Raw genomic sequence first — 24,662 nt, 5'->3', positions numbered from 1 at the left:
TGCCGACGTCGCCGCCATCCACGCGGTGCATTCCGCCGCCTTCGCGAAGACCGCCCAGCCTGGCCAGCTCCGGTCGAGCCGGGCCTCGTCGATGCGCTGCGGGCCTGCGACGCGTGGTTATGCCCGCTCCGGCGTTGACGAACCGAGTCAGGCGCGCAGCCGCAAACCCTTCGGCGTGGCGCGGAATCCAGCTTCGGTGAGCACGTCGGCCAGGCGGGAGCCCCAAGCGCCTTCGCCGTCGGCGCGCTGCACCGCGAGCTGTTCCAACCAGCCGTCCCGGACAACGCGGGCCAACCCTGCTGCGGCGCTGCGCAACGCCGATTCGTCGTCGGTGAAGGACAACAACGACTTTCCGCCGCGCTCGACGTAGAACACCGCTTCGCCGGACACGAGCACCACGAGCGCTCCGGCCTTGCGCCCGGGCCGATGCCGCGTTTCGCCCATCACCGCAGGCCATTCCAGCGCGCCCCCGTAGGGCTGCGCCGGATCGGCGGCAGCAAGCACCACCGCCTCGCCGTCGCCGTCCTCGCGGGACAGCGCGCGCAGGCGATCGATCGCGCCGGGCACCGCGAACTGCGCGGCCCCGAGCCCTTCGACGACGTATCCGCGCCGGCAACGCCCGGATTCCTCCATCGCCCGAAGCACCTTGTACACGGCAGAAAATCCGCCCGTGACGCGCTCGATGTCCAGCGCTCCGCGCGTCAGCACCCCGTGTCGTTCCAAGAACGCCTCGGCCCGCGCATGCGCCCGCCGCGTCGGTTCACTGGACGGCTGCGGCGCCAGCGACCAACGCCCCGACACCGTTGGCGGCCCGCTGCGGCTGGGCATCGAAGGCCGGCCGGCGCGCAATCTCGCGTAGCGGCCACGAGGCGCGCTGCGGCGAGGTTTGTGCGCTGCGCCGCGTCCGGACACCAACGCCCGCAACGGTGCCAAGGTGTCGTTCGTGACCGCACCGGCCCAGACCAGGTCCCACAACGCCGCAGTGACCGCATCGTCGGCGGGCGCGGTCTCGCCCTGCCCCAGCAGCAGTGCCGCCGACCGATCCGCCAGCTGGCGGAAGAACAGCGCGCCACCGTCCAATGCGGACACAACAGCGCGGTGCAACGGGGAATCGGCGGTGGTTTCCTCGGGCAGGTCGGGCAGCAGCAGGTCGGCGACGTCGGTGGGCGCCAGCGCGATCCAGCCGTCGCCGCCGGCCAGCGAGCCCGAGCCGACCCAGCTGACCTCGCCCGTCGCGGTCAGCTCGTCGAGCAGCGCGGGGGAGTAGCCGGGCAGCCGGGCGGGCAGGATCAGCGACTCCAGGCCGCTCGCCGGAACCGGCGCGCCCGCGAGCTGCTCGACCACGGCGTACACGTCGTCGACCGTCGGCGCGCCGCGCAGCCGCGCCCCGACGCCGTGCCACGCGGGCAGGAAACGGCCCAGCGCGGCCGGTTCCACCGGCTCGACCTCGGCGCGCAGCCGGGCCAACGACGCACGTCGAAGCCGCCGCAGCACATCGGCGTCGCAGTACTCCAGCACGCCGCCGCCACCGGCCTCCAACGGCCGCAGCTCGCCGCGGACCAGCCGCCCGGTGCCGGTCAGCCGGTCCAGCACGCCGTGCACCACGGCCACGCCCAACCCGAATCGCTGCGCCACGGCGTCGGCGGTGAACGGCCCGCGGCAGCGCGCGTAGCGGATCAGCAGGTCGCCCAGCGGGTCGGCGACCGGTTCGGTGAACGCCTCCGGCACGCCGACCGGCAGCGCGACGCCCAGCGCATCGCGGACCTTGCCCGCGTCCTCGATCGCGATCCAGCGCTCGTCGCCCGCGATGCGCACCCGCAGCACCCGGCGCTGCTCCGCAAGGTCCGCCAGCCACTCCGGCCGCACGCCCCGCGCCTCGGCTTCGGTCGTGGACAGATCGCCCAGGAACCGCAACAGGTCTACGGCGGCTTCGGCGTCGCGGGCGTGCCGATCCAGGGCGAGTCGTTGCAGTTGCTGCTCGATCTCGTCGAGCGCCTCGGGATCGAGCAGCTCCCGCATCGCCTCCGAGCCGAGCAGCTCCGCCAGCAGCGTCGAATCCAGGCTCAACGCCGCCGATCGGCGTTCCGCCAGCGGCGCATCGGTCTCGTACAGGAACATGCCGATGTAGCCGAACAGCAGGCTGCGCGCGAACGGCGACGGCGTCGGCGTCTCGACCTCGACGACCCGCACCTTGCGCGCCGCGACCTGCGACATCAGCTCGGTCAGCCCGGGCAGGTCGTAGACGTCCTGGAGGCATTCCCGCATCGCTTCGAGCACGATCGGGAACTGCTCGTACTGCGCAGCCACCGTCAGCAGCTGCGCGGCCCGCTGCCGCTGCTGCCACAACGGCGTGCGGCGACGCGGATCCCGGCGCGGCAACAGCAGCGCCCGCGCCGCGCACTCCCGGAACCGGGCCGCGAACAGCGCCGAGCCGCCGACTTCGTCGGTCACCACCTGCTGCACTTCCTCCGGCGGCAGCAGGACGTCTTCGGCGGTCGGCAGCACCTCCGCACCGGATTCGTCCAGCGCGTCGGCCAGCCGCAGCACGATCCCATCGTCGGAGGAGGCCACCTGCGGCTCGATCCCGCGCCGCTCGCGGATCCGGGCGCCGATGGCCAGCGCCCACGGGCCGTTGACCTTGGCGCCGAACGGCGAGTGCACCACCATCCGCCAGTCGCCGAGCTCGTCGCGGAACCGCTCCACCACGATCGTGCGGTCGTCCGGGACGTGCCGGGTCGCCTGGCGCTGTTCGTCCAAATAGGACAGGAGGTTGTCGCTGGCCCACTCGTCCAGCCCAGCGGCCGCGACGCGGGACCGCGCCGCCGGTGTGTCCGCGCTGGTCAACTCCCGGACGAACGCGCCCAGCGCGCGCCCGAGCTCCAGCGGCCGGCCCGGCGAATCGCCCTTCCAGAACGGCATCCGGCCCGGCTCGCCCGGCGCGGGCACCACCACGACCCGGTCGTGGGTAATGTCCTCCACCCGCCACGCCGAGGTGCCCAGCAGGAAGGTGTCGCCCACCCGCGACTCGTAGACCATCTCCTCGTCGAGCTCGCCGACCCGCACCCCGCCCTTGCCCGCCTCGTCGGCGGGCGTGGTCACCACGAACAGGCCCCGGTCCGGGATCGTGCCGCCGGAGGTCACCGCGAGCCGCTGCGCGCCCGGCCGCGCGCGCAGCTCGTCGTTCACCCGGTCCCAGACGATGCGAGCCCGCAGCTCGCCGAACTCCTCGCTGGGATAGCGGCCCGCCAGCATGTCCAGCACCGCGTGCAGCGCAGAGTCCGGCAGTCCCGCGTAGGGCGCGGCGCGCCGCAGCAGCGCCGCCAGCCGCGGCACCTGCCAGGTGTCCATCGCGACCATCGCCACGACGTGCTGGGCCAGCACGTCGAGCGGGTTGCGCGGGAAGTACAGCGACTCGATCAGCCCGTCCGCCATCCGCTCGGACACCACGGCGCAGCCGACGAGATCGCCCCGGAACTTCGGGAACACCACGCCCCGCGACACCGCGCCGACCTGGTGCCCGCCGCGCCCGATGCGCTGCAGCCCGGATGCCACGCTCGGCGGCGTCTCCACCTGGATCACCAGGTCCACCGCGCCCATGTCGATGCCCAGCTCCAGCGACGAGGTGGCCACCACGCAGGCCAGCCGCCCGGACTTCAGCTCCTCCTCGACCACCGCCCGCTGTTCCTTTGACATCGAGCCGTGGTGCGCCTTCGCGACGATCGGTGGGGCGCCGCCGCCGATCCCGGAACCGCCCACCGCCTCGGCGGGGAACCGCTCCAGGGGCACCGGCTCCTCGGCCGCGAGCTCGTTGATCCCGGCGGTGAGCCGCTCCGCCAGCCGCCGGGAGTTGGTGAACACGATGGTCGAGCGGTGCGCGCGGATCAGCTCCAGGATCCGCTCCTGCACCGACGGCCAGATCGACGTGCGCTGCTCCGCGCCCGCCGCCGGGCCCTCAACCTCGCCGGTCGGCGCGCCCAGCTCGGCCATGTCCGGCACCGGAACCTCGACCCGGACCTCGACCTCCTTGGCGTTCGCCGGCTGGATGGTGCGCACCGGCCGGCCGCCGGCCAGGAAGGTCCGCACCTCTTCCACCGGGCGGACCGTCGCGGACAGCCCGATGCGCTGCGCCGGCTTCGGCAGCAGCTCGTCCAGCCGTTCCAGCGAAAGCGCCAGGTGCGCCCCGCGCTTGGTGGCGGCCACCGCGTGCACCTCGTCGACGATCACCGTTTCGACGCCGCGCAGCGACTCCCGGGCCGCCGAGGTCAGCAGCAGGAACAGCGACTCGGGCGTGGTGACCAGCACGTCGGGAGGGGTGCGGGCGAACGAACGGCGCTCGTCGGCCGGGGTGTCCCCGGTGCGGATGCCGACGCGGATGTCCGGCGGGGCGCTGCCGAGGCGCTGCGCGGCCTGCCGGATCCCGGCCAGCGGCGCGCGCAGGTTCCGCTCCACGTCGACGACCAGCGCCTTCATCGGCGACACGTAGAGCACCCGGCAGCGCTGTTTCGCGTCGGCGGGCGTGCCCTCCGCGGCAAGCTTGTCCAGCGCGGAGAGGAACGCCGCGAGCGTCTTGCCGGAGCCGGTCGGCGCGACGACCAGCGCGTGCTCGCCCCCGGCGATCGCCTCCCACGCCCCGCGCTGCGCCTCGGTGGGCGCGGCGAAGGCCCCGCGGAACCAGTCGCGGGTCGCCGCGGAGAAGCCGTCCAGCACATCGCTCACCACTACATGCTGGACCAACGCCCCGACACCGACACCCGCGACCGGCAGCGGCCGACCGTCCACAAGGGCCTGCCGGGATGTGATTCGGCACGAATGCGGGGGATCATCGCTTCCCGCCGCCGCTGACGTGGCAGCATTCGAGCCCGGAAGCTTCAGCGTGGGAGGGGGACGGGTGCGCGTCCTGTCAGTGGATCTCGGCACCTCGAACACCGTCGCGGTCCTGTCGGCGCACGGCAGGCCGCCGCGGGTGGTCGAGGTCGACGGCTCGGCGACCATGCCATCCGCGGTGTTCGCCACCGAGGACGGCGGGATCATCGTCGGCCGCGACGCCGAACGCCGCGCCCGGCTCGACCCGTCCCGGTTCGAGCCGAACCCGAAGCGCCGAGTCGACGAGAGCACCCTGCTGCTCGGCGACAACGTCATCACCGTCACCGACGCGCTGGCCGCGGTGCTGCACCGGGTCGCCGAGGAGACCACCCGGCAGCTCGGCGGCGCCCAGCCCGACGAGGTCCGGCTGACCCACCCCGCGCAGTGGGGCACGGTCCGCCGCAACGTGCTGCTGTCCGCCGCCCGGTTGGCCGGTTTCACCTGCAACCTGGTGCTGATCCCGGAACCGGTGGCCGCGGCCGCGCACTTCGCGTCCTTCCCGGACCGCACCCTCGGCGCCGGCCAGGCGCTCGCCGTCTACGACCTGGGCGCGGGCACCTTCGACTGCGCGATCGTCGGCGCCACTCAGAACGGGTTCGCGGTGCTGGCCGAGGACGGCCTGGCCGACCTCGGCGGATTGGACGTCGACCAGGCACTCTTGGAGCACGTCGGGCGGCAGGTCTCCAACAAGGACCCGCAGCGCTGGCAGCGGCTGCTGCGCCCGGAGAGCACCGGCGACCGGCGGGCCCAGCGCGCCCTGCGCGAAGACGTCCGCGCCGCGAAGGAAGCGCTCTCCCGGCACCCGCAGACCGAGGTGCCGATGCCGGAGCCCTTCGAGGACGTGCTGGTCACCCGCGCGGAGCTGGAAGCCCTGGTGCGGCCGAGCATGCTGCGCAGCGTCGAGCTGCTGGCCGCGGTGCTGCGCTCCAACGGGATGAACCCGGAGCGCCTCGCCGGCGTGTACCTGGTGGGCGGCTCCAGCCGGTTGCCGCTGGTCGCCAGCCTGATCGGTGAACAGCTGCGGATCGTGCCGACGACGCTCGACCAGCCGGAGACCGCCGTCGCGCTCGGGGCGCACCACGTGTCCCGCGACGGTGCCGCGATGTGGACCCAGGACATCCGGTCCAGCCTGCAGTCGGGCCCGGTCGCCATCCCGCAGACCGGCCAGCCGCAGGCGCCGTACCGGGAGCCCGACACGGTCCGCACGTTCCCCGTCCCGCCGCCTCAGCAGCAGCCCCACCCCCAGCCATCCGCGGACGTGTCCCGGCGCAACCGCAACATGCTGATCGGCCTCGGCGCGGTCGCGACCGTCGCGGTGATCGTGGCGATCGTGTTCCGCGCGACCAGCGGCTCCGGCGCGCCCAGCGCGGCGGATTGCTTCCAGCCCGGCACCGTTAATGCCGAGGGCTTCACCGCCTGCATGGGGAACCTCGCCGGCACCGTCCCGGAACAGGCCAACTGCGCGCCGGGCTGGCAGCGGATCATGCCCGGCCTGCGGGAGCTCGACGGCACCGTGGTGTCCTGCTCGATCGGCAACCCCAACGAGGGCACCCAGATCGTCTACACCCAGCTGGACACGATGGAGGCCGCGCAGCGGCGCGCCGACCTGCTGCTGGAGTTCAACGGCGTGACCAGCGACCAGGTCGAGGCGGAGTGGAGCGGCAACGGCCTGACCGGCACCTACCGCGCGGTCACCAGCGACACCTTCGGCACCCTGGTGTTCACGGTCGACGACCGCCCGCTGGTCGGCATGGTGCTCAAGCCCAACGGAGACAAGCAGCTCGACCCGAACAAGTTGGCCGACGAGTTCGAGAAGTCGGTCCAGCCGGGCAAGGCCTGATTCAGCGCCGGTTGCGGTGCTCCCACAGGAAGCGCACCGCGAGCACGACGACCGCCAGCAGCCCGGCGCCGATCACCACCTGGCCCAGCGGCGTCGACAAGCCGGTCGGATCGGCCTGCAGCAAGAGCAGCACGCCACCAGGGTACGGGCGCCGCGTAGGCTGGCGGGCGATGCGCCACACTGCTTTCCGCCAACGCATGGCCGACGAATTCGGCCGGGTCCGCGCCGAGATGCTGGCCCAGGACCACGTGTTCTCGATTCTCGGCGGGCGCACCGTCGACCAGGCGCTCGAGGCCGGGCTGTCGACCAAGGAGGTCTGGCAGGCGGTCTGCGAGGCATTCGAGGTGCCCGCCGAACGGCGCTAGAGAGCGTTTCGAACTTGGTTTGCGTAGCGGTGCGGGTGGCGGCCCCCCTGCGGGAATTACCGTTGCCCCCTCGCTGTGGGATCCCCGACATCATGAATGACCAATTCACCACGTCGGGGCTGTCCTCGCTGGGAGAACTCCAGAGGAGTGGGCACCGTGAACCCGCGGCGGTGCGAGTCGAGTCCCACACCGCAAGCGGCTACCGCCGCTTATAAACCACGACCTAGGACTCCGCTTCCTCCTTGCGCTCCGCGGTGCGGGGCTCCGCGGGCCGGCGTTCCGGGACCTCGAAGTCGGCCCACAGGTTCTGCGCGCTGATCTGCTGCTCGGGGCTGCGCCCGGCTTCCAGGTAGTGCTGGTAGGCGCGGCGCCGCTCCTCCTGCATGTGCCGCCACGTCTCGGCCTGCACCAACCGGTTCTGCTCCGGCGTGGGGTTGCCGTCGGCGACGGCCTTCTCGGCCTTGCAGAGCGGTTCGATCTCGGCGATCCGCCGCTCGTCGGCGAGCCGCTGCTCGGGGACCTCCTCGGCGGGCGGTTCGTGGTGCCGGTAGCGGACGTAGGGGTTGTCCTGCGGCAGTCCGCCGCTGACCCGGCCGTAGAACCCGAGGAACATCAGCAGCATGCCCGCGATCAGGCTGAACACCACGTTCTGCAGCTTGAAGGCGAACAGGTTCCAGGGCGTGTTCAGCAGCCCCAGGTTGATCAGCCCGGAGAGGAAGAACAGCACCCCGATCGCTGCGGTGGTGGTGGAGGCGACCGGGCCGCCCCAGGCGGCGGCGCCGACCAGGATCGCGCCGACCACCACCGAGACCACGGCCAGCAGGCCGTTGCTGGACAGGCCGATGATGTCGATGCCGCTGGTGGTGAACAACGGCACCTCGTTGGCCAGCCCGAGCACGCCGAAGGCCAGCAGGAACGCGCCGAAGATGGCCGCCCCGACCCGGTAGAACCGGCTCAGCGGGTGGTCTGGTGGCAGGTAGCGGTCCATTCGCATGGTCGGCACCTCCTCGGGCCCGGGCGACCGGTTCGCCAGTCGGTCTTCCGAGTGTCCGCCCCGAACACGGTGATCGCACCGTCACACGGTCGGGTGATGTCGCCGGCGTGTCGGCAAGTTGATCGAACATCCGTTCGGCTAAGATGGAGCGCGTGGGATCGGGCCGCCGGCGAACCCCGCGGCGGAATTGTCGGTCCCTGCCCGTAGCGTCTGATCTGACACACGACGACGAAGTTCGACTCGACCGAGGTGGACCCCCGATGGCAGCGACACCGGACAAGGGCAAGGCGCTGGAGCTCGCGCTCGCCCAGATCGACAAGCAGTACGGCAAGGGGTCGGTCATGCGGCTCGGCGACGAGTCGCGCGCACCGATCGAGGTCATCCCGACCGGTTCCATCTCGTTGGACGTCGCGCTGGGGATCGGCGGCCTGCCGCGAGGCCGCATCGTGGAGATCTACGGCCCGGAGAGCAGCGGTAAGACCTCCGTCGCGCTGCACGCCGTGGCCAACGCGCAGAAGCTGGGCGGCACCGCGGCGTTCATCGACGCCGAGCACGCGTTGGACCCGGAGTACGCCAAGGCGATCGGGGTGGACACCGACGCGCTGCTGGTGTCCCAGCCGGACACCGGTGAGCAGGCGCTGGAGATCGCGGACATGCTGATCCGCTCCGGCGCGCTGGACATCATCGTCATCGACTCGGTGGCCGCGCTGGTGCCGCGCGCCGAGATCGAGGGCGAGATGGGCGACAGCCACGTGGGTCTGCAGGCTCGGCTGATGAGCCAGGCGCTGCGCAAGCTGACCTCCGCGCTCTACAACGCCAAGACCACCGCGATCTTCATCAACCAGCTCCGCGAGAAGGTCGGCGTGATGTTCGGCTCGCCGGAGACCACCACCGGTGGTAAGGCGCTGAAGTTCTACTCGTCGGTGCGCCTGGACGTGCGGCGGATCGAGACGCTGAAGGACGGCTCGGACGCGGTCGGCAACCGGACCCGGGTCAAGGTCGTGAAGAACAAGGTCGCCCCGCCGTTCAAGCAGGCCGAGTTCGACATCATCTACGGCATCGGCATCAGCCGCGAGGGCTCGCTGATCGACATGGGCGTCGAGCAGAGCATCATCCGCAAGTCCGGTGCCTGGTACACCTACGAGGGCGACCAGCTGGGCCAGGGCAAGGAGAACGCCCGCAAGTTCATGCGGGAGAACCCGGACATCGCCAACGAGATCGAGAAGCGGATCAAGGAGAAGCTCGGCATCGGCGCGACGCTGGACGCCGAGAACGCCGAGCCGGCGCCGGTGGACTTCTGATCCCGCCGACCACCTGTTGATCGTCTCTTGGACATTGGGTGCAGATGAACGGTGACGGTACGCGTCGAGGGAGCGGTGCACGGCGCCGCTCTTCCGGCGACGCCCTGCCGGGAGCCGCGGCCGACGAGGAGTCGCGGCGCAAGCCGGACGATCCGGAGCAGCTGGCCCGGGACATGGTGTACCGGCTGCTTGCGGCCCGCGCGCGCAGTCGCTCGGAGCTGCGACAGGCCTTGCTGCGCAAGGAGATCGACGAAGAAGTCGCCGACGCCGTGTTGCAGAAGTTCGTCGACGCGGGCCTGGTCGACGACGCCTCGTTCGCCGAGGAGTGGGTGCATTCGCGACAGCGGCACCAGGGCCTGGGGCGCAAGGCGCTGGGCTTCGAGCTGCGCCGCAAGGGCGTCGACGAGCACCTGGTCGAAGCGGCGTTGTCCACTGTGGATGGCGACGCGGAGGTCGAGCGGGCGCGGGAGCTGGTGCAGCGCAAGCTCCGGACGATGGCGAACCTGGACCACGCGGCGAAGTTGCGCCGCCTGGTCGGGATGCTGGCCCGCAAGGGCTACTCCGAGGGCCTCGCCTTCCGCGTGGTGCGGGAGGAGATCGAGCGCTCCGGCGACGACGCTCCGGACTCGGACCTCGAATCCACGTGACCGACAGCGTCGCGGCTTCGCCCGCCCGCTGAGCGAGCAGACCTGCCGAGCGGCCGGTGCGCGATGGCGCGCCGCCCGCTCGGCTTTGCTTTTGCCGGCATGGCCGTGGAGCCGGAACGCGGCGGCGCCGGGTTCGTCCGATGGGGGGATCGCAGATCCACCGGACCCGCATCGGCCGGCGCCCCGTCGCCGCAGGAGGATTCGAATGCCCTTCTCGCTCGTGCACCACGGCCTCCGGCTCACCCTGCGGGAGAGCGAACCTGAATCCCGGCTCGATTCCTTCACGGCGGAGTTCGGCTGGGAGAAAGCGGTGTACCCGGAGCGGGACGGAATGCTCCGCGAGGTGGTGTGGAGCGGCTACGACGTCGAGCTCCGCTTCGTCGTCGACGACGTCACCGGCTGCCCGTACTTCTTCATCACCACGGGAATGTGGAACTCCTGCCTCTCGTTGACCAAACTCGCCGAGGGCAGGCTCGACGTCTACTCGTGCCAGGAGCTCTTCGACGCGCTGGAGTCCGCGCGAAGCGTCGCCGATCGTCGGCACGCGCTTCTGATGGTGGCGCTCGGCGGCTCGCACGGATTCGACGAGGACGTCTTCGAGGCGATCCGGGAAGCGCTTGGTGCGCCGGAAGCCGATATCAGGAAGGCGGCGGTCTACGCGATGGGCTACACGCCGTCCGTCCGGTACAAGCCGCTGCTGGGCTCGCTGCGCGAGCGGGACCCCGAAGGTCGGCACGGGCGGCGTGTGATCCCGGGCCGGTCGCGTGTGGGCCGCCTCTCAGAATGGGACGGTGGTACCGGTGTGTCGCGGTCGGCTCGTAGAGTCGCCAGCCATGACGACCTTCGCCGACGTGCGGCACATCGTGTGGGACTGGAACGGCACACTCCTCGCGGACAACGACGCAGTGGTGGCGGCGGTGAACGCGGTCTGCACGGCTTACGACCGCGAGCACATCGACATCGATGAGTGGCGGTCGGTGTTCAGCCGCCCGCTGCTGCAGTGCTACGAGCGGCTGCTGCGGCGATCGCTCGACGAACAGGACTGGGCGCGCATCGACGTGCTCTACCACGAGGCCTACCGGGAACTGCTGCACACCTGCGAACTCGCGGCGGGCGTGCCGCACGCGCTGAAGGACTGGGCGACCGCCGGCCGCACCCAGTCGCTGCTCTCGATGTGGTTCCACGACGAACTGGTCCCGCTGGTGACCGACATGGGCCTGCACTCGCTCTTCGCGCGCGTCGACGGGCTCCGCAACGACATCGGCGGCGGGTCCAAGGCCGAGCACCTGCGCCGCCACCTCGCGGCGCAGGAGATCGACGCGCGCGACGTGGTGCTCATCGGCGACGTGCTGGACGACGCGCATGCGGCGGAGCAGGCCGGCACCAAGTGCGTCCTGGTGACCACCGGTGTGATGAGCCGGGCGGCGCTGGAGACGTCCGGATTCCCCGTGGTGGACTCGATTCCCGAGGCGCTGACCACCATCGCCGCCTGATCCTCACCAGGCCGACGGCGGGCTCGTGGTGACGATCCGGGTCCACGGCCCCGGCGGCACGTCGACGTCGTCGACGAATCGCCAGTCGACGACATCGTGCTTGCCGTCGAGCTCGCGCAGGCCGAGGCAACCGTTCAGCGCGGGCGAGACGTCCATGCCCGCGCCGTTGAACCGGGTGTTGGCGGGGCGGCGGTCGTCGGCGCCGAACACGTATGCCGCGTCGTGGTACTCGCCCGGCCCGGCGTCCTCGATCTGCCCGTAGCAGACCGCGGTGCCGTGCTGGATCCGAACCCAGCGGTTCTTCATGAAGCTGGTGGCGCGGCCCGCGTAGCCCGGATCACCGGCCCACGGCACCACCCGGCCGCGCTGCTCGAACGCGGCCGGATCGTTGCGGTCGTCGAAGGGCAGGTCCAGGTAGAACGGGTTCTGCCGCGGCGTCATCCGGGTGGGGAAGAAGTCGTTGGCGGCCGTGCGGCGTTCGGTGTCGCACCGGCCGTCCTGCTCCACTCCGTCGCAACCGCCGTAACTCGCCAGCCAGTCGGCGTCGTAGGCCGACAACCGCTGGCTGCCGTCCGGCGAGTCCGGGTCGAGCACCTCGCCGACCCAGAACGTGGTGGCCACGGTGCCGGTGTGCGGCGGGTACGCCCGGCCGTCCGGTTCCGTCGCGTCGCCGCTGCAGGCCGCCGCGATCAGGACGACGACCGCGACCGCGCTCGCCGTCAGCAGAGCCATCTCAGCAGGTAGGTCCACGGCAGGCGGGCGCAGACGGCCTCGGCCTTCGGCCTGACGTGCTCCTGCAGCCGGTAGTCGTCCGTGGTCAGCGAACCGGCGCGGGTCAGGGTGAGCCCGAAGCTCAGGCCGGTCGTGCCGTCCGGGGCCGCCGGTGTCGTCCACGCCGCGGATGCCCAGTTCGCCGAGGCGGCGAACCACGGGCTGGTCGTCCAGTAGCGCCAGGCGCCGGCCTGGTCGCGGCGGTAGACGGCGAGCTGGGTGGGCGCGGTCGACTTGTACCAGGCGCTCAGCTCGTAGGTGTTGTTCGGGTGCGCGGCCGGTGCGGCCTCGCCCATGTCCAGCTGCTGCAGGAGTTTCGCCTCGCCGCCGGCGTATTCGGTGATGTCCAGCCGCTGCGCCCAATGCCCGTCGTGCGCGTCGGAGACGCGAGTCCATTGTGGATTGTTCTGGCCCCAGCTGCTCTGCACCCAGCCGCGCGGGCCCGGCTCTTCCAGCGACGCGTTGACCAGTCCGTCGCGCGGCGCGGACGCCGGCGGGCGGACCAGCGGGCGGAACCCGCCGCCGATCACCTGGTCCACCGTGCGCACCACCGTGCCGTTCGCCTGCCGCTGCGCCAGCCAGGACGCGAACTGGTCCAGCACGGCCGGGCTGATCGACAGCGACCCGCAGAAGTCGCAGGTCTGGTGCAGCACCAGCGGAACCCAGCCGCCGCCGGAGGCTTCGGCCCGCAGCACCACCTGCTGCAGGTCCGCCAGCGTCCAGTCGGGGGTGACCGTGTCGGTGCCGCGCACCACCAGCGGGTTCACCGGCGGTATCGACTCGGCCGGGGCGCAGTCCGAGCAGCTGTTCTTGGTCCGGAGGCTGCCGGTGACCCGCGCGCTGTTGTAACCGCAGTCCGCGGCCGCCCGCTCGGCCTCGCGGCTGAAGCTGCCGAACGGGTAGGCGAACGAGGTCGGCCGGAAGCCCCAGGCGACGAGGTTGGCCCGGTCCTGGCAGATCTCCCGGCGGGCTTCGTCCGGTGCGCCCTCGGCGAGGTCGGGGTGGTTGACGGTGTGCCCGCCGATCTCGTGCCCGGCCGCGGCGAGCGAGCGCAGGTCGTCGAGGCTCAGGTAGCCGCGCGTGCCGATCGATCCGGACACGACGTAGAAGGTGCCGCGCATCCCGTGCTTGCTGAGGATTCGGGCGCCGGAGGTCTGCGAGACGCTCCCGTCGTCCACGGTGAAGGTGACCACGGTGCGCGGCGTCTGCGCGTTGGCTTCGCCCGGCATGCCGAGGAAAACGGCCAGCAGGGCTGCGCTGACACAGGCGAGGATTCTGCTCGAGCGCTTGCGAGCCGGGCGTGCTCCGTCCATCGCACCTGACCGCCAACCCGATCGACGGATACTGACCGGCATCACGCTACTGACGGCACGGGCGGAGGCGGAACCAGTCGCTGGGGGGCGTTGGTTACCGCGTTTGACGGAGGCTGCGAGACTTTCGGGCTGCTGCAGCGGCTTCACGACTCGCCTCGCACCTGCGGAGGCCTGCACCTCACCGCCCGGATTGAAGTCAACGGCCCGTTCACCGCGATAGACGAGGTGAACGGGCCGTTCGCGCACTCCGCTCGATGCGGGCCGGGCCGCTAGGGGCGCAGCGCGGCCGCGTCGCGGGCGAGCTGCTCGATCTGCGCCCAGTCGCCGGCGGCCAGCACGTCCTTCGGCGCCAGCCACGAGCCGCCGACGCAGCCCACGTTGGGCAGCGCGAGGTAGTTCGGCGCGGTCTGCGGGCTGATCCCGCCGGTCGGGCAGAACCGCAGGCCCGGCAGCGGCCCGGCGATCGCCTTGAGGAACGGCACGCCGCCGCTGGGCTCGGCGGGGAAGAACTTCATCGCCGTCGCCCCGCGCTCGGCCAGCCGCATCGCCTCCGACACGGTGCTCGCGCCGGCCAGGAACGGCACCCCGGACGCCTCGACGTCGTCGAGCAGCCGGTCCGTGGTGCCCGGCGTGACGAGGTAGCGGGCCCCGGCGTCGGCGGCCCGCTTGGCCTGCCCGGGTTCGGTGATCGTGCCGGCCCCGGCGACCATCTCGGGCACCTCGGCGGCGATGCGCTCGATCGCGGGCAGCCCGGCCGGGGTGCGCAAGGTGACCTCGATGGTGCGGATTCCGCCGCGCAGCAGCGCTTCGGCCAGCGGCACCGCGTGCGCGACGTCGTCCAACGCCACGACCGGGACCACGGGGGCGAGTTCCAGCACGTCAGCTGCAGTCTTCATGGGGGTTCATCCGTTTCTAGTTCGTGCGTTCCGCCGAGCACCCGTGAGCGCGTAGGACCGTCGTGGCAGCCCGACGCGCTCACGAGTTCTGAGCAGCGTTGTCATGCTGTCACGTCGGCGGGCTGCGCCGTCGGCGGCGCGAACACGCTGGCACCGCGATCGGCCCGTCCCACGGCCTGCCGGAACGCCGCGAAAAGCTCCCGGCCGGTGCCGTACTGCGCTCCGGGCGCGGCCGGTGCGTTGTCGCGCGCGGCGAGTTCGTCGTCGGGCACCAGCACCTCCAGGGTGCCGCGGTCGGCGTCGAGCCGGACCACGTCGCCGTCGCGGACGCGGGCCAGCGGCCCACCCGCGCTGGCCTCCGGGGTCAGCTGGATCGCCGCCGGGATCTTGCCGGAGGCACCGGACATCCGGCCGTCGGTGACCAGCGCGACCTGGTGCCCGCGGTCCATCAGCACGCCCAGCGCGGGCGTCAGCCCGTGCAGCTCCGGCATCCCGTTGGCCTGCGGGCCTTGGTTGCGGATCACGATCACGACGTCGTGGTCCAGCTCGCCGGACTGGAACGCGGCCGTGAAGCCGTGCTGGTCGTCGAAGACCCGGGCCGGGGCGGTGACGGCGCGGTGTTCCGCGCTGACCGCGGAAACCTTGATCACCGACCGCCCGAGGTTGCCGTCGAGCACCCGCAGCCCGCCGTCGGGGGCGAACGGCTCGTCGACGCCGCGCAGCACGTCCGGGTCCAGGCTCTTCGCCGGCGCGTCCCGCCAGACGAGCTCGCCGTCCTCCAGGAACGGCTGCTGCCGGTAGCGGTCCAGCCCGGGCCCGGCGACCGTCTTGACGTCGGGGTGCAGCAGGCCCGCGTCGAGCAGCTCGCCGACGAGCGTCTGCACGCCCCCGGCGGCGGCGAAGTGGTTGATGTCGGCCGAACCGTTGGGGTAGACCTTCGCCAGCGACGGCACGACGGCGGACAGGTCGGAGAAGTCGTCCCAGGTCAGCTCGATGCCGGCCGCGGCGGCGATGGCCACCAGGTGCAGCGTGTGGTTGGTCGAACCGCCAGTGGCCAGCAGCGCGACGACGCCGTTGACGATGGCCCGCTCGTCGATGATCTCGCCGATCGGCATCCGGTCGGCGCCGCGGCCGAGCTCCACGATGCGGCGCGCGGCCTCCTCGGTGAGGGCCTTGCGCAGCGGGGTGCCCGGCGGCACGAAGCTCGATCCCGGCAGGTGCAGGCCCATGACCTCGACGACGAGCTGGTTCGAGTTGGCGGTGCCGTAGAACGTGCAGGTGCCGGGCGAGTGGTACGACGCCGACTCCGCTTCCAGCAGGTCCTCGCGGCTGGCCTTGCCCTCGGCGAACAGCTGCCGGATGCGGCTCTTCTCCCGGTTGGGCAGCCCGGAGGGCATCGGCCCGGCGGGCACCAGCACGGTCGGCAGGTGGCCGAACGACAGCGCGCCGATGAGCAGGCCCGGCACGATCTTGTCGCACACCCCGAGCAGCAGGGCGCCGTCGAACATCTCGTGGGAGAGCGCGACGCCGGTGGCCATCGCGATGACGTCGCGGGAGAACAGCGACAGCTCCATGCCGGTGCGGCCCTGGGTGATGCCGTCGCACATGGCGGGCACGCCGCCCGCGAACTGCGCGACGCCGCCGGCCTCGCGGACCGCGTCCTTCAGCCACGCCGGGTATTCGGCGTACGGCTGGTGCGCGGAGAGCATGTCGTTGTAGGCGGAAACGATCGCGATGCCGGGCTTGACGGCTCCGCGCACCGCGAGCCGGTCCGGGCCGCTGCACGCGGCGAAGCCGTGCGCGAGGTTGCTGCAGGGCAGCTCGGTGCGGGCCGGACCGACCGCCCCGGCCGCGCGGATGCGCTCCAGGTACGCGGCGCGGGACGCGGAGCTTCGGTCCGCGATCCGCTGGGTGACCTGTTCGACGACGTGCTGCATTGGCGGCGCCATTGATCGCCTCCGGAAGAATTGCGAAATGCGGGGCGACGACGATGGCGCCTCATGACGGCCATCACACTAACGGGTGTGGCCTGGATTTCACAATCGATACAGCTTGCTCACCTGCAGTGACCGCGCCGGCCCGAGCCGTTCGGCGCCGTTGGACGCTCCACGCACCGACCGCGGCCACGGCGAGGATCGCGGTGCTGACGTGCAACGCATCGGCCCACGCCTGGCGGGCTTGGGCCAGCAGATCGGCGCCCTGCTCCCCCGGGCGGCCGGCTCGACCGCGGCCCCGATGCCACCGCGGGCTGGCGGCTTCCGGCGCGAGCGAGCCGCAGGGTTCGCGTCGGCACGCCCAGCGAAAGCCGCGGCGCGTCGGCCGATCCCGCGGCCCGCCTCACCCCGCAGGAACGCCAGGTCGCTCGCCTGGCCGCGACGGGCCTGACCACGCGAACGGTCGGCTACCACCTGTCCAACGCCTACCCGAAGCTGGGCGTCGCCTCCCGCCTCGAACTCGCTCGCCTCCCAGGCCTTCCCGAATGACTGCGGCGCCCGTGACGACGATCACGCCGCGGGTGTGGTGTGCATTTCACGATCTCCCGAGATCCGGCCCCGAGCACCCCGCCGCGTGCGGGATCATGGGTCGGGGAGTCGAGGAGTGAGGAGCGGGCCCATGCGGATTCGGGTGCTCGCCGCGGTGGTCGCCGCGGCCGCGCTGCTGTCGGGCTGCGGGCAGGACGCGCCGGTCGAGCCGAACGCGCTGGCCGGGCCGAAGCCGCCCGCCCCGACCACGGCGCCGACGAGCCCGGCCCCGTCGGCCGGCAATTCGGTCGAACTCGACACCTCTCCGACCATCGCGCGGATCAAGCAGCGGCGCTTGCTCCTGGTCGGCGTGCGGGAGGACGCGCCCCAGTTCGCCACCCGGGACGGGGCGGGCGAATACCGGGGATTCGACGTCGAAATGGCCCGTGACCTGGCGAAACGCATCGGACTCGACTCGACGCAGGTGCAGTTCCGGCGGCTGCCGTCGACCCTGCTGCTCGACGGCGTGGCCGCAGGCAATGTCGACGTCCTGTTCGGCGGGACCGCCGACAACCCGCAGCTGGCCCAGGTCGGGCCGTACGTGATCACCGGCAGCGAACGCTACCTCGTGGTCAAGTCCGACGACCGTAAGCTGGCCGAGGAGCTGCAGCGGATGCTCGACGAGGCGGTCGCGGACGGCAGTTGGCAGCGCGCCTACGACGCGACCCTCGGCGCGGCCGGGATTCAGGCCCGGCCGGGCTCGTGACGGGCATTCCCGAAGTGCGCTGACCACCACGACGCGACCGGTTTCGGGGACGAGGCCCCGGAGCCGCCTGCTCTTCGGGAAAAGCACGTGCCGATTCGTCGGCGGTTGAGCAGACTCGTATCCATACCTCGCGCTCGATGCCGGGCAGGGCCAATGGCGGCCGTGCCCGCGGTCGAGCGCGACCCGACTCCAGTGAGGTGCCCCCAACCATGATCGACTCCGCGAGCGCTACGACCGCGGATGCCGGCCGCGAAACGACGCCACCGCGCGCCCCAGTGCTGATAGCCGTGCTGGTGGCCTCGGCGTTCGTGATGATCCTCAACGAGACGATCCTGAGCGTCGCGCTGCGCGAGCTCACCATCGATCTCGGTGTCACCACCACAACGGTGCAGTGGCTGACCAGCGGCTTCCTGCTGACGATGGCCGTGGTCATCCCGACCACGGGCTTCCTGCTCGAACGCTTCACGCCGCGCCAGGTGTTCCTGGCCGCGCTGACGCTGTTCAGCGTGGGCACGCTGCTCAGCGCGCTCGCCCCGGGCTTCGCGGTCCTGCTGGTCGGGCGCGTCGTGCAGGCGTGCGGCACAGCGGTGATGATCCCGCTGCTGATGACCTCGGTGATGCGCCTCGTGCCGCAGGAGAAGCGCGGCGCGACGATGGGCACGATCAGCATCGTCATCGCCGTCGCGCCCGCGGTGGGGCCGACGATCGGCGGCGCGGTGCTGGCCTCGCTGGGCTGGCGCTGGATGTTCTGGATCGTGCTGCCGCTGGCGGTGCTCGCGCTGGTCATGGGCGCGGTCTGGATGCGGTTGGACACCGAAACGCGGTCGGTGCCGCTGGACCTGCCCTCGGTCGTGCTGTCGGCCATCGGCTTCGGCGGCGTCCTCTACGGGCTGTCCTCCATCGGGGAGTCCAGCGGTGAGCCGCACCTGGTGGCGCCGTGGATCCCGATCGCGGTCGGCGCCGTCTCGCTCGCGGCGTTCGTGGCGCGCCAGATCCGCCTGCAGCGCGACGACCGGGCCCTGCTCGACCTGCGCCCGTTCACCAACCGCGCGTTCTTGGTGGCCCTGATCCTGGGCATCCTGCTGTTCATCTGCCTGCTGGGCGCCGGGGCGATCCTGCTGCCGATGTACCTGCAGGCGGTCCTGCACGTCAGCACCTTCGTCAGCGGGCTGGCCGTGCTCCCCGGCGGGCTGGTCCTCGGCCTGCTCGGTCGTCCGGTGGGCCGGCTGTTCGACCGCGTGGGCGCCCGGCCGCTGGTGATCCCCGGCGCGCTGGCCATGGCGTTGTCGCTGTGCCTGTTCGCCGTCCTTGGACCGGGTTCGCCGGTGATCGCGGTCGTCGGCATCCACATCGTGCTCATGGCCGGGCTCGGGCTGATGATGACTCCGCTGATGACCGAGTCCCTCAGCGTGCTGCCCGATCACCTCTACTCGCACGGCAGCGCGATCCTGGCCACCCTCCAGCAGGTCGCGGGCGCGTTCGGCATCGCGGTGTTCATCACCATCGCCTCCGTGTCGACCACCGACCCCTCCGGCGCGCCTGACGCGGTCGGCCTGCGCACGGCGTTCATCGCCGCCGCCTGCATCGGCGTGCTCGCGTTCGTCGCGTCGCTGTTCCTCCACCGCGCGCCGAAGCCTGCTCCGGCGGATCACGGGGAGGCACAGGAAGAAAGCCGAGCGGTGTCCAAGCCGTGACGCTCGCCGTGTCCGGGCCGGTGAGCGCCGGCCGGGCACGGCTCACCGCTACCGGGCCGCCGTCGGGATGGCTGCGTCGAGCAGCGATTCCGCGGCGGCCCTCGCGTATCGACCGCAGCCGGCATCGTTGAGCACCATCGAACGGCTGGCGGCACCGTCGGCGAGGATCGCGAGCTGTTCGACCAGAGCCTCGGGTTCGGCGACCCCGAGCGCGCCCACCAGCTCGGCCAGCCGGTCGGCGAGCCGCCGCTTCTGCTCGGCCGCGTACCGGTGGACGGGGCTCTGCGGGTCCGGGAACTCGGCCGCCGCGTCGATGAAGGGGCAGCCCCGGATCGGGCCGTCGCCCTCGTCCGGCACCGCGAACAGCGCGAGGAGCCGCTCGCGCAGGGGAAGGTCCTCGCGCTCCAGCACGGATTCCATCGTGCGCCCGGACTCGACGAGGTGCCGGAGGTAGCCCACGACCAGCTCGTCCTTGCTGGGGAAGTGCGCGTACAAGGTGCGCTTGGAGACCGGGGCGGCGGCCGCCACCTGTTCCATGCCCGTCGCGATGATCCCCTGGGCCTCGAAGAGCGCGGTCGCCGCGGCGATGATGCGCTCGCGCCCGCCCCGGCCTCGGCGGCGCTGGACCGTCTGTTGCTCACCCATCCGCAAAGTGTACACATCCGTGTACTTAACGCGGGTTTTGCGTGGTAGCCTCCCGGGGCGTTATGTAAACGCTTCCGTTTATCGCGATCGAAGGGGAGAGCCTTGACGGGCATCACGACGCGGAACTACTCGCCCGATCACGCCGAGGAGCTGATCCGCGGCCGGCGAGCCGTCCGCTCCTTCCGGCCGGATCTGGTCCCGGACTCGACGATGCGCGCCGTCTTCTCGCTGGCTAGCGCGGCGCCGTCGAACTCCAACACCCAGCCCTGGAGCGTCGAAGTCGTCAGCGGGGCGGCGCGCGACCGGCTGAGCGAAGCGCTGCTGGCGGCGCACGCGCAGCAACGCCTTTCCGTGGACTTCCCGTACCGGGACGATCTCTACGACGAGGTGCACCAGCGGCGGCGCAAGGATTTCGGCGAAGCGATGTACGGGGCGCTCGGCATCGGTCGCGAAGACCGGGAAGCCCGCGACGCCTACAACGCGGAGAGCTTGCGGTTCTACGGCGCGCCGCACGTCGCGTTGGTGTTCGCACCGTCCAATGCGGACGCGCGGATGGCCGCGGACATCGGCATGTACGGGCAGACGCTGCTCCTGGCGATGACGGCGTACGGGATCGCCAGCTGCCCGCAGGGCTTGCTGGGCTTCTACGGCGACGCGATTCGCGAGTCGCTGGAAATCCGGGGCGGCAAGCTGCTTTTCGGCGTCTCCTTCGGATACGCCCTCGAATCCGCTCCGGTGAACCACATCGCGGTCGGTCGCGCGGAACTCGGCGAGACGACGAGGTTCCGCGCGTAGCCGCCAGTCGGATCAGGTGGCGGCGCGCCGGGTCTCGACGAGGCGCTGCAGGCCGTCCAGCTGCCACTCCAGGTGCTGCTCGGAGGGCAGCACGTCGGCCAGGCAATCCGGTTCGCCGAGCCACCGGATGTAGTGCGGGTACTTGCCTTCCGCCTTGATCCGCTCCAGGTAGGGGTGTGCCGCCTCGGCGAGCTGGGCATCGGACACCAGTCCGGTCCGTTCCCGCATCGCGCGTTCTTCCAGCAGGGCGAGCCCGGACTTCAGGGCTTGTCCGAGCACCGTGTTGACGAAGCCGATGCGGGTCGCGGCGTCCAGGTCCAGCTCGTCGACGGCGGCGAGGGCGGCGTCGTAGAGGCGCAGCGCGTTCGGTCCCAGCGGCGGCCGGCTGAACGACATCCGCGCGAACCAGGGGTGCCGCTGCACCGCCGCCCATGCGGAGCGGCCCATCTCGCGCAGGCAGGCCCGCCAGTCGCCGGGCGGCGGGACGGTGATCTCGCCGTAGACCTCGTCGACCATCAGGTCCGTCAGGCCGTCCTTGCTGCCGACGTAGCGGTACAGCGCCATCGGGCTGCGCGTGCCGAGGCGGCTCGCGATCGCCCGCATCGTGATCTCGCCGGTCGGGCTTTCGTCGGCGAGCGCGATCGCCGCGGCGACGATCCGCTCGCGGCTGAGCTGCGTGGTGGCCGGCGGGGGCGGCGGCTCGTCGAACCAGACCAGGCCGCCCGGAGGTTTCGCAGAAGTCATTTGCCTCGGATACTAACCTGCGTGTACAACGTACATCGTGAATGTACAACGTACACAGACTGAAGTGCTGATCGCCGGCGGTGGACTCGTCGGGCTGACGACGGCGTTGGTGCTGCGCCACCACGGCGTGGACGTGACGCTCGTCGAGAAGCGCGCGACGACCTCGCCGCAGCCCAAGGCGCGGCGCTTCCACGTGCGCAGCCTGGAGATCTTCCGGGAACTGGGGCTGGCCGAGACCGTCCACGAGGCCGCGCGAGACCTCGCCGATCACGACTGCATGGCCGTCGGGAAGACCTTGGCGGAGGCCGAGCAGTTGCCGCCGTGGCGGCCGTCCGGGGCGGGCGAGTCGATGGACGTCAGCCCGGAGCTGCCCTGCCTGGTGGCGCAGAACGTGCTTGAACCGGTGCTGCGCCAAGCGGCCCAGGACGCGGGCGCGGACATCCGGTTCTCGACCGCTCTCACGTCGTTCGAGCAGGACGCCGATGGAGTCGTCGCCGAGCTCGCGGACTCCGGGCTGCGCGCGTCGTACCTGGTCGCAGCCGACGGGGCGCGGAGCCCGGTGCGCTCGGCGCTGGGCATCGGCCGCTCCGGGCGCGGCGCCATCGGCGAGGACAGCGTGAACGTCTACTTCCGCGCCGATCTCGCGGATGTCGTGCGTGGTCGGGAGTTCAACATCTGCCAGATCCAGCACCCCGACGCGCCCGGCGGGCTGGCCTCGGTGGACGGTCGGCTGAACTGGGTGTTCATGACCCCGGGTGGCGACGTCGATCGCGACTGGCCGGCGCTGCTGCGCACCGCGCTCGGCGTGCCCGCCCCGGACCTCGAAGTCATGAGCGTGCTTCCCTGGCGGCCCGAGATGCTCGTCGCCGACCGCTACTCGTCGGGGCGGGTGCACCTGGCCGGAGACGCTGCGCACGTCATGCCCCCGTTCGCCGCGGTCGGTGCCAACACCGGCATCGCCGACGCGCACAACCTCGGCTGGAAGCTCGCGGCGGTGCTCTCCGGCGCTGCGGCGCCGTCGCTGCTGGACAGCTACGACGCGGAGCGTCGTCCGGCGGGCTGGTTCGCCGCGGACCAGTCGAGCAGGCGCGCAACGGACCTGACGGCCGCCCCCGATCCGACGCTGGCGCATCCGTTCGTGCTGGCGGCGGGCGGATTCCAGTACCCGGCCGGGGCGATCTCCGGCGGCCCGGCGGAGGGCGGCGAGGCGGAACCGGTCACCGAGTTCGCGCCGGCCGGGCGGGTCGGCACCCGGATCCCGCACCGCTGGCTGGACACCGCCCGTACCAAGTCCACAGTGGACCTCGCCGGGCCCGGGTGGGCACTGGCCGTGGCCGACGATCCGCAGCGCTGGCGGCCCGGCGGAATCCCGGTCCACCGCCTCGACGTCGACTTCCTGGGAGCGGGCGAGGGCGTCCTGATCCGTCCCGACGACGTGGTCGCCTGGCGCGGCACCGATCCCACCGCGCCCGCGAACGTTCTGGAGAAGCTGCTCCACGCCTGACAACGCGAAGGGCGCCTCCGACCGGCTGGTCGAAGGCGCCCTCCACTCCGAGCGGTGCTCAGTCGCCGGCCGTGGCCTCCGCCAGCGGCTTGGCGGCCGGAGCGATCTGCCTGGTCTTCTTGGTCCGGCGGTTGCGCCGGTCCAGGTACGTGGCGAACCACGTGAGCAGCAGGCACATCGAGATGTAGATCGCCGCCACCACCAGGCTGACCGGGATGATCGGGCGGTCCAGCGTGGGGATGCCGCCGAGGTAGCGGGCGTAGTACAGCAGCTCTTGGTAGGTGATCAGGAAGCCGAGCGCGCTGTCCTTGAGCAGCACCACGAGTTGGCTGATGATCGCGGGCAGCATCATCCGGATCGCCTGCGGCAGCACCACGGTCCGCATGACCTGGTTCTTCCGCATCCCGATCGAGTAAGCGGCCTCGCTCTGCCCCTTGGGGAGCGCGGCGACGCCGGCCCGGAACACCTCGGCCAGCACCGAGCCGTTGTAGAGCGTCAGGCCGAGCACGACCGACCAGTACTGGCCGAAGTTCACGCCCAGCCCCGGCGCCGCGTAGTACAGGAAGAAGATCAGGATGACCAGCGGGATCGCGCGGAAGACCTCCACGATCGCCGTGCACGGCACCCGGATCCAGGCGTGGTCGGAGAGCCGGCCGAGCGCGAACACCGCACCGAACGCCAGCGCGAGCGCGGCGCCCATGAGGAACGCGCGGACGGTGTTCCACAGTGCCCCGAACAGTTCCAGCTGGATCTGCTCGTAGAGCAGCCATTCCCACTTGCTCGCGTCGAACTGCCCCGTCTCGTAGAAGCGGAACACCACGTAGCCGAGCAGGCCCAGCACCACGACGGTGCTGACGACGCTGATGAGCCGGTTGCGCACGCGGGCGCGCGGTCCGGGGGTGTCGAACAGGACGGTGCTCATCGGGCCACGCTCCACCGCTTCTCGAAGCTCCGCTGGACCAAGGTCAGCGGGATGACCAGGATCATGAAGCCGACGGCGATCCAGATGAAGGCGTTCAGCGTCGGCTCACCCTGCTCGTTGAGGTAGGGGATGACCGAGCCGACCTCGGCCACGCTGAACCCGGCCGCGACGGTCGTGTTCTTCAGCAGCGCGATCAGCACGCTGACCAGCGGCGGGACCACTGCGCGGAAGGCTTGGGGAAGGATCACGTTGGTCAGCGACTGGGCGAACCCGAGCCCGATGGAGCGCGCCGCCTCGGCTTGCCCGACCGGCACCGTGTTGATCCCCGCCCGCAACACCTCGCAGACGAACGCGGAGGTGTAGATGGTCAGGGCGATGACCGCGGCGGTGAAGAACGGGAACTGGATCAGCTCCAGCTTGGGGTAGGCGAAGACGAAGAAGAAGAAGATCAGCGTCAGCGGTGTGTTGCGGAGCAGGGTCACGTAGCCGGCGCCGACCGCCCGCAGCGCGGGGACGGGGCTGACCCGCAGCGTCGCCAGGATCGTGCCCAGCACCAGCGAACCGGCGGCCGCCAGCAGGAAGAGCTCGATCGTCCGCAGGAAACCCCTGGCGAGGACGTCCCCGTACTCCACCAAGATGTCGATCAA

21 protein-coding genes and 1 pseudogene are annotated in these 24,662 nt (G+C 71.5%); 11 read left to right on the top strand and 11 right to left on the bottom strand.

Features of this window, described 5'->3' with window-relative positions; genetic code table 11:
• Nucleotides 1-147 precede the first annotated feature (147 nt).
• A complete protein-coding gene (locus BLW84_RS12610) occupies nt 148-4,716 on the bottom strand; it encodes an ATP-dependent helicase (RefSeq protein WP_093265245.1) in 4,569 nt (1,522 codons plus the stop codon).
• A gap of 172 nt (nt 4,717-4,888) precedes the next feature.
• Here BLW84_RS12610 and BLW84_RS12605 point away from each other — a divergent pair, with 172 nt between their 5' ends.
• Entirely contained in the window at nt 4,889-6,703 is a 1,815-nt protein-coding gene (locus BLW84_RS12605; RefSeq protein ID WP_093265128.1) for an Hsp70 family protein, read from the top strand.
• A 1-nt stretch (nt 6,704) separates the two neighbouring features.
• Here BLW84_RS12605 and BLW84_RS49865 read toward each other — a convergent pair whose 3' ends face one another.
• Nucleotides 6,705-6,836: a hypothetical protein gene (locus tag BLW84_RS49865; protein WP_281247390.1), complete on the bottom strand. Its 132-nt coding sequence runs from the start codon at nt 6,834-6,836 to the stop codon at nt 6,705-6,707.
• A gap of 37 nt (nt 6,837-6,873) precedes the next feature.
• On the opposite strand from BLW84_RS49865, the gene BLW84_RS12595 reads away from it, so the two are divergent.
• Nucleotides 6,874-7,068, top strand: coding sequence for a DUF3046 domain-containing protein (locus BLW84_RS12595; RefSeq protein WP_093265242.1), 195 nt, complete (start codon nt 6,874-6,876; stop codon nt 7,066-7,068).
• A 223-nt stretch (nt 7,069-7,291) separates the two neighbouring features.
• On the opposite strand, the gene BLW84_RS12590 is transcribed toward BLW84_RS12595, so the two are convergent.
• Nucleotides 7,292-8,062: a DUF4383 domain-containing protein gene (locus tag BLW84_RS12590; protein ID WP_093265126.1), complete on the bottom strand. Its 771-nt coding sequence runs from the start codon at nt 8,060-8,062 to the stop codon at nt 7,292-7,294.
• A gap of 260 nt (nt 8,063-8,322) precedes the next feature.
• Here BLW84_RS12590 and recA point away from each other — a divergent pair, with 260 nt between their 5' ends.
• The 4 genes from recA (at nt 8,323) to BLW84_RS12575 (ending at nt 11,503) form a co-directional block, all read left to right on the top strand.
• Nucleotides 8,323-9,363 (top strand): recombinase RecA, encoded by a 1,041-nt coding sequence (gene recA, locus BLW84_RS12585; RefSeq protein WP_093265124.1) that lies wholly within the window; start codon nt 8,323-8,325, stop codon nt 9,361-9,363.
• 38 nt (nt 9,364-9,401) lie between these two features.
• Complete coding sequence (locus BLW84_RS12580; RefSeq protein ID WP_245761101.1) at nt 9,402-10,010, top strand: regulatory protein RecX; 609 nt, start codon at nt 9,402-9,404, stop codon at nt 10,008-10,010.
• A gap of 205 nt (nt 10,011-10,215) precedes the next feature.
• Nucleotides 10,216-10,977 carry a HEAT repeat domain-containing protein gene (locus tag BLW84_RS49015; protein ID WP_245761100.1) on the top strand — a complete coding sequence of 254 codons (762 nt, stop codon included), beginning with the start codon at nt 10,216-10,218 and terminating at the stop codon, nt 10,975-10,977.
• Nucleotides 10,862-11,503: an HAD family hydrolase gene (locus tag BLW84_RS12575; protein WP_342743141.1), complete on the top strand. Its 642-nt coding sequence runs from the start codon at nt 10,862-10,864 to the stop codon at nt 11,501-11,503. The genes BLW84_RS49015 and BLW84_RS12575 overlap by 116 nt, the downstream gene beginning before the upstream one ends.
• 3 nt (nt 11,504-11,506) lie before the next feature.
• On the opposite strand, the gene BLW84_RS12570 is transcribed toward BLW84_RS12575, so the two are convergent.
• The 4 genes from BLW84_RS12570 to edd all read right to left on the bottom strand — a co-directional run bounded on the left by BLW84_RS12570 (nt 11,507) and on the right by edd (nt 16,432).
• Nucleotides 11,507-12,235 (bottom strand): hypothetical protein, encoded by a 729-nt coding sequence (locus tag BLW84_RS12570; RefSeq protein WP_093265121.1) that lies wholly within the window; start codon nt 12,233-12,235, stop codon nt 11,507-11,509.
• Nucleotides 12,223-13,587 (bottom strand): polysaccharide deacetylase family protein, encoded by a 1,365-nt coding sequence (locus tag BLW84_RS12565; protein WP_177226421.1) that lies wholly within the window; start codon nt 13,585-13,587, stop codon nt 12,223-12,225. Before BLW84_RS12565 ends, BLW84_RS12570 begins: the two co-directional genes overlap by 13 nt.
• A 269-nt stretch (nt 13,588-13,856) precedes the next feature.
• Complete coding sequence (gene eda / locus BLW84_RS12560; RefSeq protein WP_093265118.1) at nt 13,857-14,483, bottom strand: bifunctional 4-hydroxy-2-oxoglutarate aldolase/2-dehydro-3-deoxy-phosphogluconate aldolase; 627 nt, start codon at nt 14,481-14,483, stop codon at nt 13,857-13,859.
• A 101-nt stretch (nt 14,484-14,584) separates the two neighbouring features.
• A complete protein-coding gene (edd, locus tag BLW84_RS12555; RefSeq protein WP_093265117.1) occupies nt 14,585-16,432 on the bottom strand; it encodes a phosphogluconate dehydratase in 1,848 nt (615 codons plus the stop codon).
• Between the two features lie 399 nt (nt 16,433-16,831).
• Here edd and BLW84_RS12550 point away from each other — a divergent pair.
• The 3 genes and pseudogenes from BLW84_RS12550 to BLW84_RS12540 all read left to right on the top strand — a co-directional run.
• Nucleotides 16,832-16,966: pseudogene (locus BLW84_RS12550) on the top strand (LuxR C-terminal-related transcriptional regulator); the annotation flags it as partial.
• 130 nt (nt 16,967-17,096) lie between these two features.
• A complete protein-coding gene (locus BLW84_RS12545; protein ID WP_093265115.1) occupies nt 17,097-17,711 on the top strand; it encodes a substrate-binding periplasmic protein in 615 nt (204 codons plus the stop codon).
• Nucleotides 17,712-17,920: 209 nt separating this feature from the next.
• A complete protein-coding gene (locus BLW84_RS12540) occupies nt 17,921-19,405 on the top strand; it encodes a DHA2 family efflux MFS transporter permease subunit (RefSeq protein WP_093265113.1) in 1,485 nt (494 codons plus the stop codon).
• A 48-nt stretch (nt 19,406-19,453) separates the two neighbouring features.
• On the opposite strand, the gene BLW84_RS12535 is transcribed toward BLW84_RS12540, so the two are convergent.
• Nucleotides 19,454-20,050: a TetR/AcrR family transcriptional regulator gene (locus BLW84_RS12535; RefSeq protein WP_093265112.1), complete on the bottom strand. Its 597-nt coding sequence runs from the start codon at nt 20,048-20,050 to the stop codon at nt 19,454-19,456.
• Between the two features lie 102 nt (nt 20,051-20,152).
• On the opposite strand from BLW84_RS12535, the gene BLW84_RS12530 reads away from it, so the two are divergent.
• Nucleotides 20,153-20,845, top strand: coding sequence for a nitroreductase (locus BLW84_RS12530; RefSeq protein ID WP_245761098.1), 693 nt, complete (start codon nt 20,153-20,155; stop codon nt 20,843-20,845).
• 12 nt (nt 20,846-20,857) lie between these two features.
• On the opposite strand, the gene BLW84_RS12525 is transcribed toward BLW84_RS12530, so the two are convergent.
• On the bottom strand, nt 20,858-21,589 hold the full coding sequence (locus tag BLW84_RS12525; protein ID WP_093265110.1) for a TetR/AcrR family transcriptional regulator: 732 nt from the start codon (nt 21,587-21,589) through the stop codon (nt 20,858-20,860).
• Nucleotides 21,590-21,653: 64 nt separating this feature from the next.
• On the opposite strand from BLW84_RS12525, the gene BLW84_RS12520 reads away from it, so the two are divergent.
• Nucleotides 21,654-23,093, top strand: coding sequence for an FAD-dependent monooxygenase (locus BLW84_RS12520; RefSeq protein WP_245761097.1), 1,440 nt, complete (start codon nt 21,654-21,656; stop codon nt 23,091-23,093).
• 58 nt (nt 23,094-23,151) lie between these two features.
• Here the strand turns inward: BLW84_RS12520 and BLW84_RS12515 are convergent, their stop codons facing one another.
• Both BLW84_RS12515 and BLW84_RS12510 read right to left on the bottom strand, forming a co-directional pair.
• Entirely contained in the window at nt 23,152-24,015 is an 864-nt protein-coding gene (locus BLW84_RS12515) for an amino acid ABC transporter permease (RefSeq protein ID WP_093265107.1), read from the bottom strand.
• A complete protein-coding gene (locus tag BLW84_RS12510; RefSeq protein WP_177226430.1) occupies nt 24,012-24,659 on the bottom strand; it encodes an amino acid ABC transporter permease in 648 nt (215 codons plus the stop codon). Before BLW84_RS12510 ends, BLW84_RS12515 begins: the two co-directional genes overlap by 4 nt.
• Nucleotides 24,660-24,662 lie beyond the last annotated feature (3 nt).

It is taken from the genome of Saccharopolyspora shandongensis (assembly GCF_900106995.1).
GTDB lineage: Bacteria > Actinomycetota > Actinomycetes > Mycobacteriales > Pseudonocardiaceae > Saccharopolyspora > Saccharopolyspora shandongensis.
This window is presented reverse-complemented; position numbering and strand designations above follow the sequence as displayed.

Excerpts from the sequence above, each read along its gene's own strand:
- BLW84_RS12570 (WP_093265121.1), bottom strand. The coding sequence starts at position 12,235 with ATGGCTCTGCTGACGGCGAGCGCGGTCGCGGTCGTCGTCCTGATCGCG.
- BLW84_RS12535 (WP_093265112.1), bottom strand. The coding sequence starts at position 20,050 with ATGGGTGAGCAACAGACGGTCCAGCGCCGCCGAGGCCGGGGCGGGCGC.
- BLW84_RS12515 (WP_093265107.1), bottom strand. The coding sequence starts at position 24,015 with ATGAGCACCGTCCTGTTCGACACCCCCGGACCGCGCGCCCGCGTGCGC.
- eda (WP_093265118.1), bottom strand. The coding sequence starts at position 14,483 with ATGAAGACTGCAGCTGACGTGCTGGAACTCGCCCCCGTGGTCCCGGTC.
- BLW84_RS12525 (WP_093265110.1), bottom strand. The coding sequence starts at position 21,589 with ATGACTTCTGCGAAACCTCCGGGCGGCCTGGTCTGGTTCGACGAGCCG.
- BLW84_RS12595 (WP_093265242.1), top strand. The coding sequence starts at position 6,874 with ATGCGCCACACTGCTTTCCGCCAACGCATGGCCGACGAATTCGGCCGG.
- BLW84_RS49015 (WP_245761100.1), top strand. The coding sequence starts at position 10,216 with ATGCCCTTCTCGCTCGTGCACCACGGCCTCCGGCTCACCCTGCGGGAG.
- BLW84_RS12540 (WP_093265113.1), top strand. The coding sequence starts at position 17,921 with ATGATCGACTCCGCGAGCGCTACGACCGCGGATGCCGGCCGCGAAACG.
- BLW84_RS12590 (WP_093265126.1), bottom strand. The coding sequence starts at position 8,062 with ATGCGAATGGACCGCTACCTGCCACCAGACCACCCGCTGAGCCGGTTC.
- BLW84_RS12545 (WP_093265115.1), top strand. The coding sequence starts at position 17,097 with ATGCGGATTCGGGTGCTCGCCGCGGTGGTCGCCGCGGCCGCGCTGCTG.
- recA (WP_093265124.1), top strand. The coding sequence starts at position 8,323 with ATGGCAGCGACACCGGACAAGGGCAAGGCGCTGGAGCTCGCGCTCGCC.
- edd (WP_093265117.1), bottom strand. The coding sequence starts at position 16,432 with ATGGCGCCGCCAATGCAGCACGTCGTCGAACAGGTCACCCAGCGGATC.
- BLW84_RS12565 (WP_177226421.1), bottom strand. The coding sequence starts at position 13,587 with ATGGACGGAGCACGCCCGGCTCGCAAGCGCTCGAGCAGAATCCTCGCC.